This window comes from Pseudomonas fluorescens Q2-87 (genome assembly GCF_000281895.1).
Lineage (GTDB): Bacteria > Pseudomonadota > Gammaproteobacteria > Pseudomonadales > Pseudomonadaceae > Aquipseudomonas > Aquipseudomonas fluorescens_S.
Window position 1 is genome coordinate 793,170 of sequence record NZ_CM001558.1, and the last position, 16,464, is coordinate 809,633.

At 59.1% G+C, this 16,464-nt stretch carries 12 protein-coding genes, 3 tRNA genes and 1 pseudogene; 14 read left to right on the forward strand and 2 right to left on the reverse strand.

Features of this window, described 5'->3' with window-relative positions; genetic code table 11:
• Window positions 1-17: 17 nt before the first annotated feature.
• The 10 genes from PFLQ2_RS23990 (at window position 18) to PFLQ2_RS23945 (ending at window position 9,359) form a co-directional block, all read left to right on the forward strand.
• Window positions 18-103: transfer RNA gene (locus PFLQ2_RS23990), tRNA-Leu, on the forward strand.
• A gap of 97 nt (window positions 104-200) precedes the next feature.
• Window positions 201-277 (forward strand) — tRNA-Met (locus PFLQ2_RS23985).
• Between the two features lie 140 nt (window positions 278-417).
• A complete protein-coding gene (gene rimP / locus PFLQ2_RS23980; protein WP_013692254.1) occupies window positions 418-876 on the forward strand; it encodes a ribosome maturation factor RimP in 459 nt (152 codons plus the stop codon).
• Window positions 877-935: 59 nt separating this feature from the next.
• Entirely contained in the window at window positions 936-2,417 is a 1,482-nt protein-coding gene (gene nusA / locus PFLQ2_RS23975; protein ID WP_003177868.1) for a transcription termination factor NusA, read from the forward strand.
• A gap of 27 nt (window positions 2,418-2,444) precedes the next feature.
• Window positions 2,445-4,967, forward strand: coding sequence for a translation initiation factor IF-2 (infB, locus tag PFLQ2_RS23970; protein WP_003177870.1), 2,523 nt, complete (start codon window positions 2,445-2,447; stop codon window positions 4,965-4,967).
• Window positions 4,968-5,126: 159 nt separating this feature from the next.
• On the forward strand, window positions 5,127-5,528 hold the full coding sequence (gene rbfA / locus PFLQ2_RS23965; RefSeq protein WP_003177871.1) for a 30S ribosome-binding factor RbfA: 402 nt from the start codon (window positions 5,127-5,129) through the stop codon (window positions 5,526-5,528).
• A 3-nt stretch (window positions 5,529-5,531) separates the two neighbouring features.
• A complete protein-coding gene (gene truB / locus PFLQ2_RS23960; RefSeq protein ID WP_003177873.1) occupies window positions 5,532-6,449 on the forward strand; it encodes a tRNA pseudouridine(55) synthase TruB in 918 nt (305 codons plus the stop codon).
• Between the two features lie 139 nt (window positions 6,450-6,588).
• Complete coding sequence (rpsO, locus tag PFLQ2_RS23955) at window positions 6,589-6,858, forward strand: 30S ribosomal protein S15 (RefSeq protein WP_003177875.1); 270 nt, start codon at window positions 6,589-6,591, stop codon at window positions 6,856-6,858.
• Window positions 6,859-7,052: 194 nt separating this feature from the next.
• Entirely contained in the window at window positions 7,053-9,158 is a 2,106-nt protein-coding gene (pnp, locus tag PFLQ2_RS23950) for a polyribonucleotide nucleotidyltransferase (RefSeq protein WP_003177877.1), read from the forward strand.
• Between the two features lie 125 nt (window positions 9,159-9,283).
• A tRNA-Thr gene (locus tag PFLQ2_RS23945) sits at window positions 9,284-9,359 on the forward strand.
• Window positions 9,360-9,368: 9 nt separating this feature from the next.
• On the opposite strand, the pseudogene PFLQ2_RS23940 reads toward PFLQ2_RS23945, so the two are convergent.
• A pseudogene (locus PFLQ2_RS23940) lies at window positions 9,369-9,913 on the reverse strand (hypothetical protein).
• 300 nt (window positions 9,914-10,213) lie between these two features.
• Here PFLQ2_RS23940 and PFLQ2_RS23935 point away from each other — a divergent pair.
• Window positions 10,214-10,519: a DUF6388 family protein gene (locus PFLQ2_RS23935; RefSeq protein ID WP_003177881.1), complete on the forward strand. Its 306-nt coding sequence runs from the start codon at window positions 10,214-10,216 to the stop codon at window positions 10,517-10,519.
• Window positions 10,520-10,593: 74 nt separating this feature from the next.
• Here the strand turns inward: PFLQ2_RS23935 and nadC are convergent, their stop codons facing one another.
• Entirely contained in the window at window positions 10,594-11,442 is an 849-nt protein-coding gene (gene nadC, locus PFLQ2_RS23930; protein ID WP_003177883.1) for a carboxylating nicotinate-nucleotide diphosphorylase, read from the reverse strand.
• Between the two features lie 269 nt (window positions 11,443-11,711).
• Here nadC and PFLQ2_RS23925 point away from each other — a divergent pair, with 269 nt between their 5' ends.
• The 3 genes from PFLQ2_RS23925 (at window position 11,712) to ampE (ending at window position 15,382) form a co-directional block, all read left to right on the forward strand.
• Window positions 11,712-13,925 carry a DUF1631 domain-containing protein gene (locus PFLQ2_RS23925; RefSeq protein WP_003177885.1) on the forward strand — a complete coding sequence of 738 codons (2,214 nt, stop codon included), beginning with the start codon at window positions 11,712-11,714 and terminating at the stop codon, window positions 13,923-13,925.
• A gap of 63 nt (window positions 13,926-13,988) precedes the next feature.
• On the forward strand, window positions 13,989-14,549 hold the full coding sequence (gene ampD, locus PFLQ2_RS23920) for a 1,6-anhydro-N-acetylmuramyl-L-alanine amidase AmpD (protein ID WP_003177886.1): 561 nt from the start codon (window positions 13,989-13,991) through the stop codon (window positions 14,547-14,549).
• Window positions 14,546-15,382: a regulatory signaling modulator protein AmpE gene (ampE, locus tag PFLQ2_RS23915; protein WP_003177888.1), complete on the forward strand. Its 837-nt coding sequence runs from the start codon at window positions 14,546-14,548 to the stop codon at window positions 15,380-15,382. The genes ampD and ampE overlap by 4 nt, the downstream gene beginning before the upstream one ends.
• Window positions 15,383-16,464 lie beyond the last annotated feature (1,082 nt).

The window sequence follows — 16,464 nt, forward strand, 5'->3', positions numbered from 1 at the left end:
GTTTCAAACGCTGTATTGCCGAGGTGGTGGAATTGGTAGACACGCAACCTTGAGGTGGTTGTGCCCATAGGGTGTAGGGGTTCGAGTCCCCTTCTCGGTACCAATTATCAGGAGAGCCCGCAATTGCGGGCTTTCTTGTAGGTGGAAGGGTTACATTGACCCTGTAATGGATCGGTCGTATACTTCCGCCCCAGCTTTGTCGCGGGATGGAGCAGTCTGGTAGCTCGTCGGGCTCATAACCCGAAGGTCGTCGGTTCAAATCCGGCTCCCGCAACCAGTTTCAGGGGCCCCTTCCAAGGGGCTTTTTGTTAGCTGGACACTTTATAACGCCGCTGTTCGACGGCGTTTCAGGGATGGGCGATTCGCCCATTTTTTTTTATTTGCACAGCATGCACAAACATGCACGAGGGGGTTCAGGTGTCGAGCAAGCTAGAACAGTTGCAGGCCTTGTTGGCCCCGGTGGTCGTGGCCCTTGGCTATGAATGCTGGGGTATTGAGTTTTCGGCTCAAGGTCGCCACTCACTGTTGCGCGTTTATATCGATAAGGAAGGCGGCGTGTTGGTGGACGATTGCGCCATCGTCAGCCGTCAGATCAGCGGTGTGTTGGATGTTGAAGATCCAATCACCTCCGAATACACCCTTGAAGTTTCCTCGCCTGGCATGGAACGCCCTCTGTTCACCCTTGAACAGTTCGCTTCGTTTGCCGGTGAACAAGTGAAGATCAAGCTGCGCTCGCCCTTCGAAGGTCGACGCAACTTTCAAGGCCTTCTGCGCGGTGTAGAAGAGCAGGACGTCGTGGTGCAGGTAGATGACCATGAGTTCCTGTTGCCGATCGATATGATCGACAAGGCCAACATTATTCCCAGTTTTGACTGATACGTGCCAGATACTGCGGATCCCGCGGATCCAATGGCTTGCGAAAGGCGAGGCGTACGATGAGCAAAGAAGTACTGCTGGTTGTTGAGTCGGTATCCAATGAAAAGGGCGTACCGGCTAACGTTATTTTTGAAGCGCTGGAGCTGGCCCTGGCCACTGCTACCAAGAAGCGGTTCGAAGACGAAGTTGATTTGCGTGTGGAAATCAATCGTCACACGGGTGCCTATGAGACTTTCCGTCGCTGGACGGTGGTCGAGGAAGCCGACCTGGACGATCCGGCTATCGAAACCTGGCCGAGCAAGGTTGCAGAGACGCATCCTGGCGCCAAGGTTGGAGACGTAGTCGAAGAGAAAATCGAGTCCATCGAATTCGGTCGCATCGCTGCACAGACTGCCAAGCAGGTCATTGTGCAGAAAGTTCGAGAGGCCGAGCGTGCACAGGTGGTCGACGCATATCGCGAGCGCCTGGGCGAAATCATCTCCGGCACCGTGAAAAAAGTCACCCGCGACAACGTGATCGTCGACTTGGGCAACAACGCCGAAGCGTTGCTGGCTCGTGAAGACATCATTTCCCGCGAAACTTTCCGGGTCGGCGTGCGCCTGCGTGCGCTGCTCAAGGAAATCCGCACCGAGAACCGCGGCCCGCAGCTGATCCTGTCGCGTACCGCGCCGGAAATGCTGATCGAGTTGTTCCGCATCGAAGTGCCGGAAATTGCTGAAGGCCTGATCGAAGTAATGGCCGCCTCCCGTGATCCGGGTTCGCGTGCCAAGATCGCGGTCCGCTCCAAGGACAAACGCATCGACCCGCAAGGTGCCTGCATCGGCATGCGTGGTTCGCGTGTCCAGGCCGTATCCGGCGAGTTGGGCGGCGAGCGCGTGGACATCGTCCTGTGGGACGACAACCCGGCTCAGTTCGTGATCAATGCCATGTCGCCTGCTGAAGTGGCGGCAATTATCGTCGACGAAGATGCCCATGCCATGGACATCGCCGTAGGCGCAGACAATCTCGCTCAGGCCATCGGTCGCGGTGGTCAGAACGTGCGTCTGGCCAGCCAATTGACTGGTTGGACCTTGAACGTGATGACCGAATCGGACATCCAGGCTAAGCAGCAAGCTGAAACCGGCGACATCCTGCGCAACTTCATCGAAGAGCTTGAAGTCGATGAAGAACTGGCGCAGGTGCTGGTGGATGAAGGCTTTACCAGCCTGGAAGAGATTGCCTACGTACCGGTGGAGGAAATGCTCAACATCGACGGCTTTGACGAGGAAATCGTCAACGAGCTTCGCGCTCGGGCCAAGGATCGTTTGTTGACCAAAGCCATCGCTACTGAGGAAAAGCTGGCAGACGCCCATCCGGCCGAAGACCTGCTCTCGCTTGAGGGCATGGACAAGGATTTGGCGATGGAACTGGCGGTGCGCGGCGTAATTACCCGCGAAGACCTGGCCGAGCAGTCTATTGACGACCTGCTCGACATCGACGGCATTGACGATGATCGTGCCGGCAAGTTGATCATGGCCGCCCGAGCCCACTGGTTCGAGTAATTAGGCGCGGCCTGAGGAGAGAAGTGCATGACGCAAGTCACGGTGAAACAACTGGCCGATGAGGTCAAAACACCGGTAGAGCGCCTGTTGCAGCAGATGCGTGAGGCAGGTCTGCCGCACACCGCCGCCGAGGAACATGTGACCGACAGTGAGAAGCAGTCCCTGCTGACTCACTTGAAGAGCAGTCACAAGGCGAAAGTGGAAGAACCACGCAAGATCACTCTGCAGCGTAAAACCACCAGCACCCTGCGTGTTGCCGGTAGCAAGAGCATCAGCGTTGAAGTCCGCAAGAAGAAAGTCTTCGTACAGCGCAGCCCGGAAGAAATCGAAGCCGAGCGCAAACGTGAACTGGAAGAACGTCGCGCAGTAGAAAATGCTGCACGTCAGAAGGCTGAAGAAGAAGCCAAGCGTCGCGCCGAAGAAGAAGCGCGTCGCCAGCCTGCTGCTGCGCCATCCGCTCCGGCCGAAGCTGTTGCGGCACCTGCCGCGGCGGCCGAGCCTGTTCGCGAAAGCGCTCCGGTCCAGGCGCCAGCGCCTGCACCTGTGGCTGATGCCCGTAAACGCGATGAACAGCGTCGTCCCGATAAGCCACGTGCCGACGACAACCGTCGTGGCAGCAGCGATGGCGAGCGCAAAAACGCTCCTCATCGTGCTTCGGTCAAGGAAAAGGCGCCGGCACCACGTGTTGCGCCACGTACTACCGATGAAGAGAGCGATGGCTTCCGTCGCGGCGGTCGCGGCAAGGCCAAGCTGAAGAAACGCAACGCTCACGGTTTCCAGAGCCCAACCGGCCCGGTCGTGCGTGAAGTGAAGATCGGCGAGACCATCACTGTGGGCGATCTGGCCCAGCAGATGTCGGTCAAGGCTGCTGAAATCATCAAGTTCATGTTCAAGCTGGGCACGCCAGCCACCATCAACCAGGTACTGGATCAGGAAACTGCCCAACTGGTTGCTGAAGAGCTGGGCCACAAAGTGACCCTGGTCAGCGACACGGCCCTGGAAGATTCCCTGGCCGAGTCCCTGAAGTTTGAAGGCGAGGCGGTTTCCCGTGCGCCGGTCGTGACCGTAATGGGCCACGTTGACCACGGTAAAACTTCCCTGCTCGACTATATCCGTCGTGCCAAGGTTGCGGCAGGTGAGGCTGGCGGTATTACCCAGCACATCGGCGCCTACCACGTTGAAACCGACCGCGGCATGGTGACGTTCCTCGACACCCCGGGTCACGCCGCGTTTACCGCGATGCGTGCCCGTGGTGCCAAGGCGACCGACATTGTGATCCTGGTGGTCGCAGCGGACGACGGCGTGATGCCGCAAACCATCGAAGCGGTCCAGCATGCCAAGGCAGCTGGCGTGCCGCTGGTGGTTGCGGTGAACAAGATCGACAAGCCGGGTGCTGACCTCGATCGCATCCGTAGCGAATTGTCGGTTCACGGCGTGACTTCTGAAGAGTGGGGCGGCGACACTCCATTCGTTCCGGTCTCCGCGAAAATGGGTACCGGCGTCGACGAACTGCTCGAAGCCGTCCTGCTGCAAGCCGAGGTTCTGGAGTTGACCGCTACACCTTCGGCTCCTGGCCGTGGTGTGGTTGTTGAGTCCCGTCTCGACAAAGGCCGTGGCCCGGTTGCAACGGTCCTGGTTCAAGACGGTACCCTGCGTCAAGGCGACATGGTGTTGGTCGGTTCGAACTACGGCCGTGTGCGTGCCATGCTCGACGAGAACGGCAAGCCAATCAAGGAAGCCGGTCCGGCTATCCCGGTCGAGATTCTCGGCCTGGACGGTACCCCGGACGCTGGCGACGAGATGAGCGTTGTGGCTGACGAGAAGAAAGCCCGTGAAGTGGCTCTGTTCCGTCAAGGCAAGTTCCGCGAAGTCAAACTGGCTCGCGCTCACGCCGGCAAGCTGGAAAACATCTTCGAGAACATGGGCCAGGAAGAGAAGAAGACGCTCAACATCGTCCTCAAATCCGACGTCCGTGGTTCGCTCGAAGCGTTGAACGGCGCCTTGAACGGCCTGGGTAACGACGAAGTGCAAGTGCGCGTGGTCGGTGGCGGTGTCGGTGGTATCACCGAATCCGACGCCAACCTGGCACTGGCTTCCAACGCTGTACTGTTCGGCTTCAACGTGCGTGCCGATGCCGGCGCTCGCAAGATCGTCGAGCAGGAAGGCCTGGACATGCGTTACTACAACGTGATCTACGACATCATCGAAGACGTCAAGAAAGCCTTGACCGGTATGTTGGGCAGCGACGTGCGGGAGAACATCCTGGGCGTGGCCGAAGTTCGCGACGTGTTCCGTTCGCCGAAGTTCGGTGCCATCGCCGGTTGCATGGTGATCGAAGGTGTTGTTCACCGTAACCGTCCGATCCGTGTACTGCGCGAAGACATCGTTATCTTCGAAGGCGAGCTGGAATCGCTGCGTCGCTTCAAGGATGACGCTTCCGAAGTTCGTGCCGGCATGGAATGCGGTATTGGCGTCAAGAGCTACAACGACGTCAAGGTCGGCGACAAGATCGAAGTCTTCGAGAAGGTCCAGGTTGCTCGCAGCCTCTAACTCGCGCACTTCAAGAGCCGCGTCGGGAAGTTGCATGAACATGCGCTGCCTGGCTGGCGGACTCTAAACGCAGCGCCCGGTCTGGCTTTTGCCAGGCCGGGCGTTTGCCGCTTTCAGACCTTGCGGGTTTCGCCGTGGGGCAGTAACAGGTAACAAGACATGGCAAAAGAATATAGCCGTACCCAACGAATCGGCGATCAGATGCAGCGCGAGCTGGCCCAACTGATCCGTCGCGAAGTCAAAGACCCGCGCGTCGGCTTGGTCACCATCACCGCAGTGGAAGTCAGTCGTGACGTCGGTCACGCCAAGATCTTCATCACCGTGATGGGCCAGGACAGCGCCGAGGAAATCGCCCAGAGCATCAAGGTGCTCAATTCGGCTGCCGGCTTCCTGCGCATGCAGCTGGCCCGTGAGATGAAGCTGCGCAGCGTTCCACAGCTGCACTTCCATTACGACGAAAGCGTCGTGCGAGGAGCGCATCTGTCGGCGTTGATCGAGCGCGCCGTGGCTGAAGACAGCCAGCACCCGGTTGCGGCTGAACCCGAAGACACCAAGGAGTAATCGGTGGCTCAGGTCAAACGTATCCGTCGTAACGTCAGCGGTATCATCCTGCTCGACAAACCGTTGGGATTCACCTCCAACGCGGCGTTGCAGAAGGTTCGCTGGCTGCTCAACGCTGAAAAGGCCGGTCACACCGGCAGCCTCGATCCGCTGGCCACCGGTGTGTTGCCGTTGTGCTTCGGCGAAGCGACCAAGTTCTCGCAATACCTGCTCGATTCCGATAAGGGTTATGAAACCCTGGCGCAACTGGGCAAGACCACCACCACGGCGGACGCCGAGGGTGAGGTTTTGCTGGAGCGTCCGGTGACCGTTGGTCAGGCGGATGTCGAGGCTGTATTGCCGCGTTTTCGTGGGCAAATCAGCCAGATACCGCCGATGTACTCTGCCCTCAAGCGTGATGGCCAGCCGTTGTACAAGTTGGCTCGTGCAGGCGAAGTAGTGGAGCGTGAACCGCGTTCTGTTACTATTGCGCGCTTGGAATTACTGGCCTTTGACGGTAATACTGCACGGCTCGCCGTGGATTGCAGCAAGGGCACCTATATCCGGACCCTGGTGGAGGATATCGGCGAGCAGCTCGGCTGTGGCGCGTACGTGGCTCAATTGCGACGGACCCAGGCCGGGCCTTTCACGTTGGCCCAGACGGTCACGCTGGAAGAGCTCGAAGCGGTACACGCCGAAGGCGGCAACGAAGCGGTCGACCGTTTCCTGATGCCATCGGACAGCGGATTGCTGGATTGGCCGTTGCTGCAATTCTCGGAACACAGCGCGTTCTACTGGCTCAACGGCCAGCCGGTACGTGCCCCGGATGCGCCGAAGTTCGGCATGGTACGGGTACAGGATCACAATGGTCGCTTCATCGGTATCGGTGAAGTGAGCGAAGACGGGCGGATCGCGCCGCGTCGACTGATTCGGTCAGAATGACCGGAACCAGCCTGCGTAACAGCAGGTTGGCGAGTGTGGCTGTTAACAGGCATGGTCACTACTCATTTTTAGATACAGGGATTTGTCCCTGGCCTGTTGAAACCGCCCCTGGGTGGTTTCCTGATAGAAGGATTGCCTCATGGCTCTCGACGTTCAAGAAAAAGCACAAATCGTAGCTGACTACCAGCAAGCTGTTGGTGACACTGGTTCGCCAGAAGTGCAAGTTGCACTGCTGACCCACAACATCAACAAGCTGCAAGGTCACTTCAAGGCCAACGGTAAAGATCACCACTCCCGTCGTGGTCTGATCCGCATGGTAAACCAGCGCCGTAAGCTGCTGGACTACCTGAAAGGCAAGGATCTGGGTCGTTATCAGACTCTGATCGGTCGCCTGGGTCTGCGTCGCTAATAAGCGATTGCGCTAGAGGTTGGTTGTTTGTCGTGTGCCGGTGGGATTCCCGCCGGCCCATGGCAGGCTCCCAGCCTCAAGTTTTATCTGGATACACGTTTTGCCCTGGACAAGGGTCGGGCCGATTCCCGACATTGCCCAAGAATTTCGCAAGAAGACAAGTTCCCCAAGAGCCACAAAGAAGGTAGGACACCGTGAACCCGGTCATTAAAAAATTCCAGTTCGGTCAATCGACCGTTACCCTCGAGACAGGCCGTATCGCCCGTCAGGCTTCCGGCGCAGTGCTGGTCACCGTTGACGACGACGTCAGCGTATTGGTGACCGTTGTTGGTGCCAAGCAAGCCGATCCAGGCAAGGGCTTCTTCCCTCTGTCTGTTCACTACCAGGAAAAGACTTACGCTGCCGGTAAGATCCCTGGCGGTTTCTTCAAGCGCGAAGGCCGTCCTTCCGAGAAAGAAACCCTGACTTCCCGACTGATCGACCGTCCGATCCGTCCGCTGTTTCCAGAAGGTTTCATGAACGAAGTGCAGGTTGTCTGCACCGTCGTTTCCACCAGCAAGAAAACCGATCCGGACATCGCTGCGATGATCGGTACCTCGGCTGCGCTGGCAATCTCCGGTATTCCTTTCGATGGCCCGATCGGCGCTGCCCGCGTCGCGTTCCACGAAAGCACCGGCTACCTGCTGAACCCGACCTACGAGCAACTGAAAGCTTCGAGCCTGGACATGGTCGTTGCCGGTACCTCGGAAGCCGTATTGATGGTTGAATCGGAAGCCAAAGAGCTGACCGAAGACCAGATGCTGGGCGCCGTCCTGTTTGCTCACGACGAGTTCCAGGTCGTGATCAACGCTGTCAAAGAACTGGCTGCCGAAGCTGCCAAGCCAACCTGGACCTGGGCTCCACAGCCAGAAGCCACCGCACTGCTGGGCGCGATCCGTGCCGAGTTCGGCGAAGCGATCTCCCAGGCCTACACCATCACCATCAAGGCCGACCGTTATGCACGCCTGGGTGAGTTGAAAGACCAGGTCGTTGCCAAGCTGTCCGGTGAAGAAGGCCAGCCATCTGCCGCTGAAGTCAAAGCTGCTTTCGGCGAGATCGAATACCGCACCGTTCGCGAAAACATCGTCAACGGCAAGCCACGTATCGACGGTCGCGACACCCGCACCGTACGTCCGCTGAACATCGAAGTCGGCGTCCTGCCAAAGACCCACGGTTCGGCTTTGTTCACCCGTGGCGAAACCCAGGCGCTGGTCGTTGCAACACTGGGCACCGCCCGTGACGCGCAACTGCTGGATACCCTGGAAGGCGAAAAGAAAGACCCGTTCATGCTGCACTACAACTTCCCTCCGTTCTCGGTGGGCGAGTGTGGCCGGATGGGTGGCGCCGGTCGCCGCGAAATCGGCCACGGCCGTCTGGCCCGTCGTTCGGTCCAGGCCATGCTGCCAGCCGCTGACGTGTTCCCATACACCATTCGCGTGGTATCGGAAATCACCGAGTCCAACGGTTCGAGCTCGATGGCTTCGGTCTGCGGCGCTTCCCTGGCCCTGATGGACGCCGGTGTGCCGATGAAGGCGCCGGTTGCCGGTATCGCCATGGGCCTGGTGAAAGAAGGCGAGAAATTCGCCGTCCTGACCGACATCCTGGGTGACGAAGACCACCTGGGCGACATGGACTTCAAAGTGGCCGGTACCGCCAAAGGCGTCACCGCACTGCAGATGGACATCAAGATCAAGGGCATCACCGAAGAAATCATGGAGATCGCCCTGGGCCAAGCCCTGGAAGCGCGCCTGAACATCCTCGGCCAGATGAACCAGATCATTGGTCAGTCTCGCACTGAACTGTCGGAAAACGCTCCGACCATGATCGCGATGAAGATCGACACCGACAAAATCCGTGATGTCATCGGTAAAGGCGGCGCGACCATCCGTGCGATCTGCGAAGAAACCAAGGCTTCGATCGACATCGAAGACGACGGTTCGATCAAGATCTTCGGCGAAACCAAGGAAGCGGCAGAAGCAGCACGCCAGCGCGTCCTGGGCATCACCGCAGAAGCCGAGATCGGCAAGATCTACGTCGGCAAGGTTGAACGCATCGTCGACTTCGGCGCGTTCGTCAACATCCTGCCAGGCAAGGATGGTCTGGTTCACATCTCCATGCTGAGCGATGCTCGTGTCGAGAAAGTGACCGACATCCTGAAGGAAGGCCAGGAAGTGGAAGTGTTGGTACTGGACGTGGACAACCGCGGCCGTATCAAGCTGTCCATCAAGGACGTCGCAGCAGCCAAGGCATCGGGCGTTTAATTACCCCTTCGCTTAGCTGTTGAACAAGCAAACGCCCCGACTGGTTCGGGGCGTTTTGCTGTGTGCACGAAATCACCGTGCCGCAGGTTGCCTGCCCCCAAGGTCAGTGCTAGGTTTAGCCCACCGCCCGTGTAGCTCAGCCGGTAGAGCAGCGCACTCGTAACGCGAAGGTCGCAGGTTCGATTCCTGTCTCGGGCACCATCCCCCTCGTTATTTTACCTTCCTGCTCAGTTCTTCGACCGTACGCTTGAGCTGATCCATCTCGCGATCCTGATCGCTGAGTTCCCGTTTCAGGGAAGAAATCTCGTTGTTGTTCGAGCTTGAACTGGAGCCGCTGTTGCGCTTGAGTTCTTCCACTTGTTTGCCCGGTCGTTCAGATCGCGTTCCTGTTCCTTGATAGTGCGCTTGAGATCCTCAATCTCCTTGCTGCTGGAGGAGGAGCTGGAACCACTGTTGCGCTTGAACTCCTCAATTAGGCGTGCCTGATCGCTGAGTGTGCGCTTCTGGTTTTCCAGTTCGGAGGCATTATCCTCCACGGCCTTTGGCAGTTTTTCCAACGCTGTGACACTGACGTTGGTGTTGACGAGTGTGTACTTGTCATTTGAGTAGCGAAGGGCAGGAATGGTGTCGGAAAAGAGCGGAAAGTCGGAGATGACTTCGACAGCCGCTTGAGCAGCGCCGATCAAAGTCAGGTTGCCTAGAAGAAGGGTCACGGTAGCAAGCCGGGTCGACGAACGTTTCGAAAAGCTGCGCATCACTGGGTTCCTTGTGAAGTGCTGACATGGCACATCGCTATGACTGGTTGTTCTGACAGTTGTTCCTGGGGCCTCGGCTTCTTTTACGTATGTTTTTTGTGGGATAGATGTAAAGAGCCGTGTAAATCGTCAGCAAAACATCCTATATTCAGTGCCTGCATGTGCATCGCCCAGCAGTTTTCAGATGATCCCCGAATGGTTCTGAAGGCCAGGTAAACCGGGCTTCACACGGTTTTCTGCGTCAGAGAGATCCTTGATGATCCAGATCCATCTTCCATTCCCCAGATCAGCGAGAACGCCATGACCGTTAAAGCATTGACCCAAGAAGCCAGGCACGAAGAAGCGCTGAAAAAATACGTACTGGATGCACCTCAGTTGCTGGAAGAGATCAAGGACTTGCCCGCCGACGATCAAAAAGACCAGATCCAATGGGCATTCGAAGATGAGGCCGAAGCCCAGGGGCTGCAGCCTTGGGAATTGACGCTCAGGTACACCAGCACGCCTGAAGAATTCGAGGCGCAGCGCCTTGCGTTGCACAAAGAGGCGGCCGAGGTGTTGGGTGTGGAATGGGATGAGTACTGCGAGATGAACAATCTTGTAGTTTAAGAGCAGCTACAAGCTACAAGCTGCAAGACAAGCACGGAGCGGCTTGAAGCTTGCAGCTTGGGGCTTGACGCTGCTCAGAGACTGAGTCGCATCGACAGGTCCACCGCCTTCACATCCTTGGTCATCGCACCGATCGAGATGTAGTCCACTCCGGTCTCGGCTATTGGCCGCAACGTGCTTTCGTTGATGCCGCCGCTGGCCTCCAGCTTCGCCTTGCCGCTATTCAGGCGCACGGCTTCGCGCATATCGTCCAGGCTCAGTTCGTCGAGCATGATGATGTCGGCGTTGGCTGCCAGCGCTTCTTTCAATTCCGCCAGGCTTTCCACTTCGACTTCCACCGGCTTGCCGGGGGCGATCTTGTGGGCGGCGGCGATGGCCTGGGCGATCCCGCCGCAGGCTGCGATATGGTTTTCCTTGATCAGGAACGCATCGTACAAGCCGATGCGGTGGTTATGGCAGCCGCCGCAGGTGACGGCGTATTTCTGGGCCAGGCGCAACCCGGGCAGGGTCTTGCGGGTGTCCAGCAGCTTGACCTGGGTGCCGGCGACAAAGTCCGCCAGGTAGCGGGCCCGCGTGGCCACGCCCGAGAGCATCTGCAGGAAATTCAGCGCACTGCGTTCGCCGGTCAGCAGCGAGCGAGCCGGGCCTTCCAGGTGGAATAACGCCTGGTCGGGGCTCACCCGCTCGCCGTCACGCACTTGCCAATGCACCGCGACGCGCGGATCCAGTTGCCGGAACACGGCATCGACCCACGCCGTGCCGCTGATGATCGCGGCATCGCGGGTAATGATGGTGGCCTTTGCCAGGCGTTCGGCAGGGATCAGTTGCGCGGTGATGTCGCCGCTGCCGATGTCTTCCAGCAACGCACGGCGCACGTTGGCTTCGATTTCGGCGGTCAGATCGGCGAGACGTAGATTCGGCATAACGGGCTCCACAAACAAAGTGGCCCGATTATAGGGCCAGGCCGCGAGCGAACCCAAGGCGCTGACGCTCGCCTGCATAAACAGATACCTGCATTTGGTCGCATCCTCGCAACATTTCTCCTTTTTCCCGGTCACTTATTGCGCCGTATTTGGAGCTGGATCACAGAGTCTGCTGGCACGACAGGGTTCTTTTACCTGATAATCCGCCTTTCGATTGACGTCATAGCTTTGACGTCGCGAGCCGAAGAATACCGTTTCAGGAGGCCAGGATGCACAACGACGGGAATGTAGTGCCTTTGCATAAGGTTTCTACCGATCAGGCGAATCGTTCGCCGCTCGCCCGCCTGCCTGTGATTCTGCTTCAGGTTCGCGACAAGGCCGCGCAGCAGTTGCGCGTGGGCTTGCAGGGGTTGTTCGATAACGCCGACGACACCTTGTTCGAAATGGCCGACCGGGCGCGCGACGATGTCGAACAGAACCTGTTCTTCGAAGCCATGCGGGACCTGCGCCTGAAGCGAAAGAGCATCGAGCGCGAGTTCATCGAGCAGTTTTTCGAGGCGTTCGTCAGCCTTGCCCAGTACGATCTCACCCAGGCGACCCTCGCGCCTGTCCTGTCTCCCGGTATCCCCTCCCAACCCACTCAAGACGAGCTGGAGCGTCATCTGGCGGTGGATGCCATGGTCGCTCGCGTGCTCAGGCGCGATGGCACGTCCCTGGAGCAACTGACGGCGCGGCTCACGGTGTTGCTGGGACGGCCATTGGCGAGCCAGCACAATCCCCTGAGCCCGGCACTGCTGTGTGAGAAATTCCTGCAGGCCGGGCGCAACCTGGGGGTAGGGATCAAGGTCAAGCTGATCCTGCTCAAATTGTTCGAGCGCTATGTACTCAGCGAGTGCGACCAGCTCTATGCCGAGGCCAACCAGTTGCTGGCCGCTACCGGGATTTTGCCGGAACTCAGGCTTTCACCGTCGCGGCGCGCCTCGGACCGTCCCGAAGAGAACCCCAGACCGCCAGCCGATATCGCCGCCAAGCCCAGTGCTGCTGAGGTCGATGACAGCGTGCAGGAGGTGTTTGCCGCGTTGCAGAAACTGTTGATGCACGTGCGTGGCAGCGTGGCGCCGACCCTGGAACCCAGCGCACCGGCCCAGCCGATCTCCACGCGAGACCTGCTTCGCCTGCTCTCCCATTTGCAGCAATACGTCCCGGCGCCAACCGTCCACGACGAATTCGACCTGCGCGGCCAGCTTGAGCAATTGCTGACCCGGGTCAGCGTCAGGAGCGGCAAGTCTAGGGTGGTCGAGGACGCCGATGAGGATGTGATCAACCTGATCTCGATGATGTTCGAGTTCATCCTCGACGACCATAACCTGCCGGATTCCTTCAAGGCCTTGATTGGCCGCCTGCAGATCCCGATGCTCAAAGTGGCTGTGCAGGACAAAAGCTTTTTCAGCCGCACTAATCATCCGGCCCGTCGACTGCTCAATGAAATTGCCGCGGCGGCCATGGGCTGGGGCGATTGCGACGATCACCAGCGCGACAGTCTTTATTTGCGCATCGAACAGGTGGTGCAGCGTCTGTTGAATGACTTTGTCGATGACCCGGCCATTTTTTCCGAACTGCTGGCCGACTTCCTGGCGTTCACCAGTGACGAGCGCCGCCGCAGTGAGCTGCTCGAACAGCGCATCCGTGACGCCGAAGAAGGACGGGCCAAGGCCGAGCTGGCGCGTCAGCGGGTCGAGGGGGCGCTGAACCAACTGATGCTGGGCAAAATACTGCCGCAGGCGGTCGTGGAGTTCGTGCAGCAGGCCTGGAGCCAGGTGCTGCTGCTGACTTGCTTCAAGCACGGCGAGGATTCGGCTGAGTGGAAAGCCGACGTCCTGACTCTGGAGCAACTGATCTGGAGCGTCCAGCCCCACGATGAGCCCGACGCGGGCCTGCGTTTGCTGGCAATGGTGCCGGAACTGCTCAAGGCCCTGCGTGAGGGGCTTAGCCGTTCGGCGTTCGACCCGTTTGCCACCAGCGAATTCTTCAGCGAGCTGGAAGTCCTGCATGTGCAGTCGCTGGAGCGCACGGGACAGGCGCCGGAACAAACGCAATCGTCCGATTCGCCGGTCATGATCGAAGTGCTGGAACGAATCGTCCTGCGCGCCCCCCACAAGGCACCGGTGGACAACGTCGCGGTTCGATTGCCCGCCGATGACGTGGGCCTGCTTCAGGTTGACCAGTTGCGCCTGGGGAGCTGGGTCGAATTCCAGGAAGACGAGGACAACAACCTGCGTTGCAAGCTGGCGGCGATCATCGAGGCCACCGGCAAATACGTCTTCGTCAACCGCACCGGGCTCAAGGTGCTGGAACACAGCCGCACCAGCCTGGCCCTGGAGTTTCGTCGCGGCGCGGCGCGTTTGCTGGACGACACCCTGTTGTTCGATCGGGCGCTGGAGTCAGTACTGGGTAATCTGCGGCAACTCAATCGCGGCAAGTGATCGCGCAGCCCGGGCCGATCACGGCATACTGATGACATCAGCGTTGTCATCGAAGGAACCTGTATGCAGTTCGACTCCGCGAGCGGTTGGTGCGAAAACGTGCGTCATTGCCCGTCACCCAACTTCAATGCGCGCCCCGAGGGCGAAATTTCCCTGCTGGTGATCCACAACATCAGCCTGCCACCGGCGCAATTCGCCACGGGCAAGGTGCAGGAATTTTTCCAGAATCGCCTGGATGTCACGGAACATCCCTATTTTGCCGGTATCGCCGACCTGCGCGTCTCTGCGCATTTTCTGATCGAGCGTGACGGCACCGTCACCCAGTTTGTCTCCTGTCTGGATCGTGCATGGCACGCGGGCGTCTCGTGTTTCGAGGGGCGGGAAACCTGTAATGATTTTTCCATAGGCATCGAACTCGAGGGCACCGATGATTTGCCGTTCACCGAGGCGCAGTACACCGCGCTGGTGGCACTGACCCGGCAGTTGCGAGCCGCGTTCAAGGCGATCACCGTCGAGCGTATTTGCGGGCACAGCGACATCGCACCGGGGCGCAAGACCGATCCGGGACCGGCATTCGACTGGGCGCGCTATCGCGCGGCCCTGACAGAAGAGGAAGGACAATGAGTTTTCTGGTATTGCTCCTGGCGGTCTGGATCGAGAAGTTCTCGGCCCTGCGCCAGCGCGTACAGCGCGACGGTGGTTGGCTGCGCGAACTGAACAAGCTTGAAGCGAGCCCGCGTTGGGTCAACCGTCCATGGCTGGTGCTGGTGGTACTGGTCTTGCTGCCAGTGGCACTTTTGGCATTGCTGCTCTGGGTGCTGGAGCCGGTGGCGTATGGTCTGCTGGCATTGCCAGTGCACTTGGTGGTGGTCATCTACAGTTTGGGACGCGGCGACCTGCTGGCCGACCTGGGACCGTTTCGCGATGCCTGGCGTCGAGAGGACCTGCAAGCGGCTGCCCATGTGGCCAAGCGCGACCTCGACATCGAAACCGATGACGGTGAGCAGTTATTGGAGGAGGTCCAGGGGCATTTGCTGTGGCAGGCCTACCAGAGCTTTTTCGCGGTGATCTTCTGGTACTTCCTCTTGGGGCCGGTAGCGGCTTTGAGCTATCGATTGCTGGCACTGGCCGCCGAGCACAGCCACAACCCCGGCGTTGCCGAGCGGGCCGCGCAACTGCGCCATGCCTTCGACTGGGGGCCGGTGCGGTTGCTGGCGGCGAGCTTCGCCCTGGTGGGCAACTTCGTGGCAGTCAGCCGGGTCATGCTGCATGAACTGCTGAACTGGAACATCAGCGCCGCCGACCTCATCGACAAAGTCGGCCTGGTGGCCGGCGAGATCCCCAAGCCCGTCGCGGGACCGGACGGCATCAACAGCCTGGATCGACTTTGGGAATTGCTGCTGCGTGCGGCGGTGCTCTGGTATGCCGGGTTTGCGTTGTGGACGGTGCTGGCCTAAAAAACGATTAACGCGCTTCTCGTTAACCTTAAGTTACAAATCTCCCGGCCAATTTAGGCTATACAAGGACAGCGCCCCAATAGTGGCTTTGTGCTGTCTTTGCGCGCCCATAAAACAATAAAAACATTACCGGGAGACTTCCTTGTGAAGAGTTTGCTCTGGCCCGCCGTCGCGCTGATGAATCGCCTGAGCTTCGGCATGAAGTTCAGCCTGATCAGCGTGTTGTTCCTGCTGCCGATGCTGGTGACCAATTTTTTTCTGGTGCGCGACTCCTATCGGGAATTCCAGGGCACGCAAGTGGAGTTGCAGAGTCTCGACCTGCTGGGCAGCAGCCTGACCTTGCGCCGAGACCTGGAAACCCTGAACAACCTGGTGCAGATCAACGCCAGCCTGGGTCAGTCGGGCAAGGCCGGTGACGTAGAGGCGAAGATCGGCACCCTCGAGCAGCAGGTACTGGCGCGCCTGCAAGGCATGAACGCAGTGGCGGTCGAGCCTGAGCAGGCCAGCGCCTTCGATGCCAAGCGCGATGAGATGATCGCGGCCTTCAAGGCCCAGCAGGCCGAAAGCTCCTTGCAAAGCAAAAGCGCGTTGATTGGCAAGCTGCTCAACAGCGCACAGATGTTCAGCCAGATCATCGCCAGCCAGGCGGGGCTCAGCCGCGACAATCAGAGCGATATCCGCCAGCTCAGCGAACTGATTATCGGCATGACCCCCAAGGTCACCCAGATCCTCGGTGAAGGCCGTGCCTTGGGGGCTTCTTCCTTGGGGCTGGGTTTTCTCAATTCGGCGTCGAGTACCCGGTTCGATGAGCTACTGGCGCAGATCGAGAAACTCCAGGGTGAATATGACCTGAAGCTGCAAGACGCCCTGGGCTCGAGCAAGGCGGCCGGACAAGCCTTGGCCGAGCCCGCCGGCGGCAGCAAGAGCACCTTGAAGAAAGCCTCTGAGCTGATCGAGGAACAGGTGGTCATGGCCGACACGCTCGATGCGCCCTGGCCGGCATTCTTTGAGCAGGTCAGTGGCCTGATGGAACAGACCTATCGGCTGAACGAGGCAACACAGGGGTTTCTTGGCGTGCAGTT

Bases quoted from the DNA above. Each gene is read 5' to 3' on its own strand.
- nusA (WP_003177868.1), top strand. From the start codon at position 936: ATGAGCAAAGAAGTACTGCTGGTTGTTGAGTCGGTATCCAATGAAAAG.
- infB (WP_003177870.1), top strand. From the start codon at position 2,445: ATGACGCAAGTCACGGTGAAACAACTGGCCGATGAGGTCAAAACACCG.
- rbfA (WP_003177871.1), top strand. From the start codon at position 5,127: ATGGCAAAAGAATATAGCCGTACCCAACGAATCGGCGATCAGATGCAG.
- rpsO (WP_003177875.1), top strand. From the start codon at position 6,589: ATGGCTCTCGACGTTCAAGAAAAAGCACAAATCGTAGCTGACTACCAG.
- PFLQ2_RS23935 (WP_003177881.1), top strand. From the start codon at position 10,214: ATGACCGTTAAAGCATTGACCCAAGAAGCCAGGCACGAAGAAGCGCTG.
- nadC (WP_003177883.1), bottom strand. From the start codon at position 11,442: ATGCCGAATCTACGTCTCGCCGATCTGACCGCCGAAATCGAAGCCAAC.
- PFLQ2_RS23925 (WP_003177885.1), top strand. From the start codon at position 11,712: ATGCACAACGACGGGAATGTAGTGCCTTTGCATAAGGTTTCTACCGAT.
- ampD (WP_003177886.1), top strand. From the start codon at position 13,989: ATGCAGTTCGACTCCGCGAGCGGTTGGTGCGAAAACGTGCGTCATTGC.
- ampE (WP_003177888.1), top strand. From the start codon at position 14,546: ATGAGTTTTCTGGTATTGCTCCTGGCGGTCTGGATCGAGAAGTTCTCG.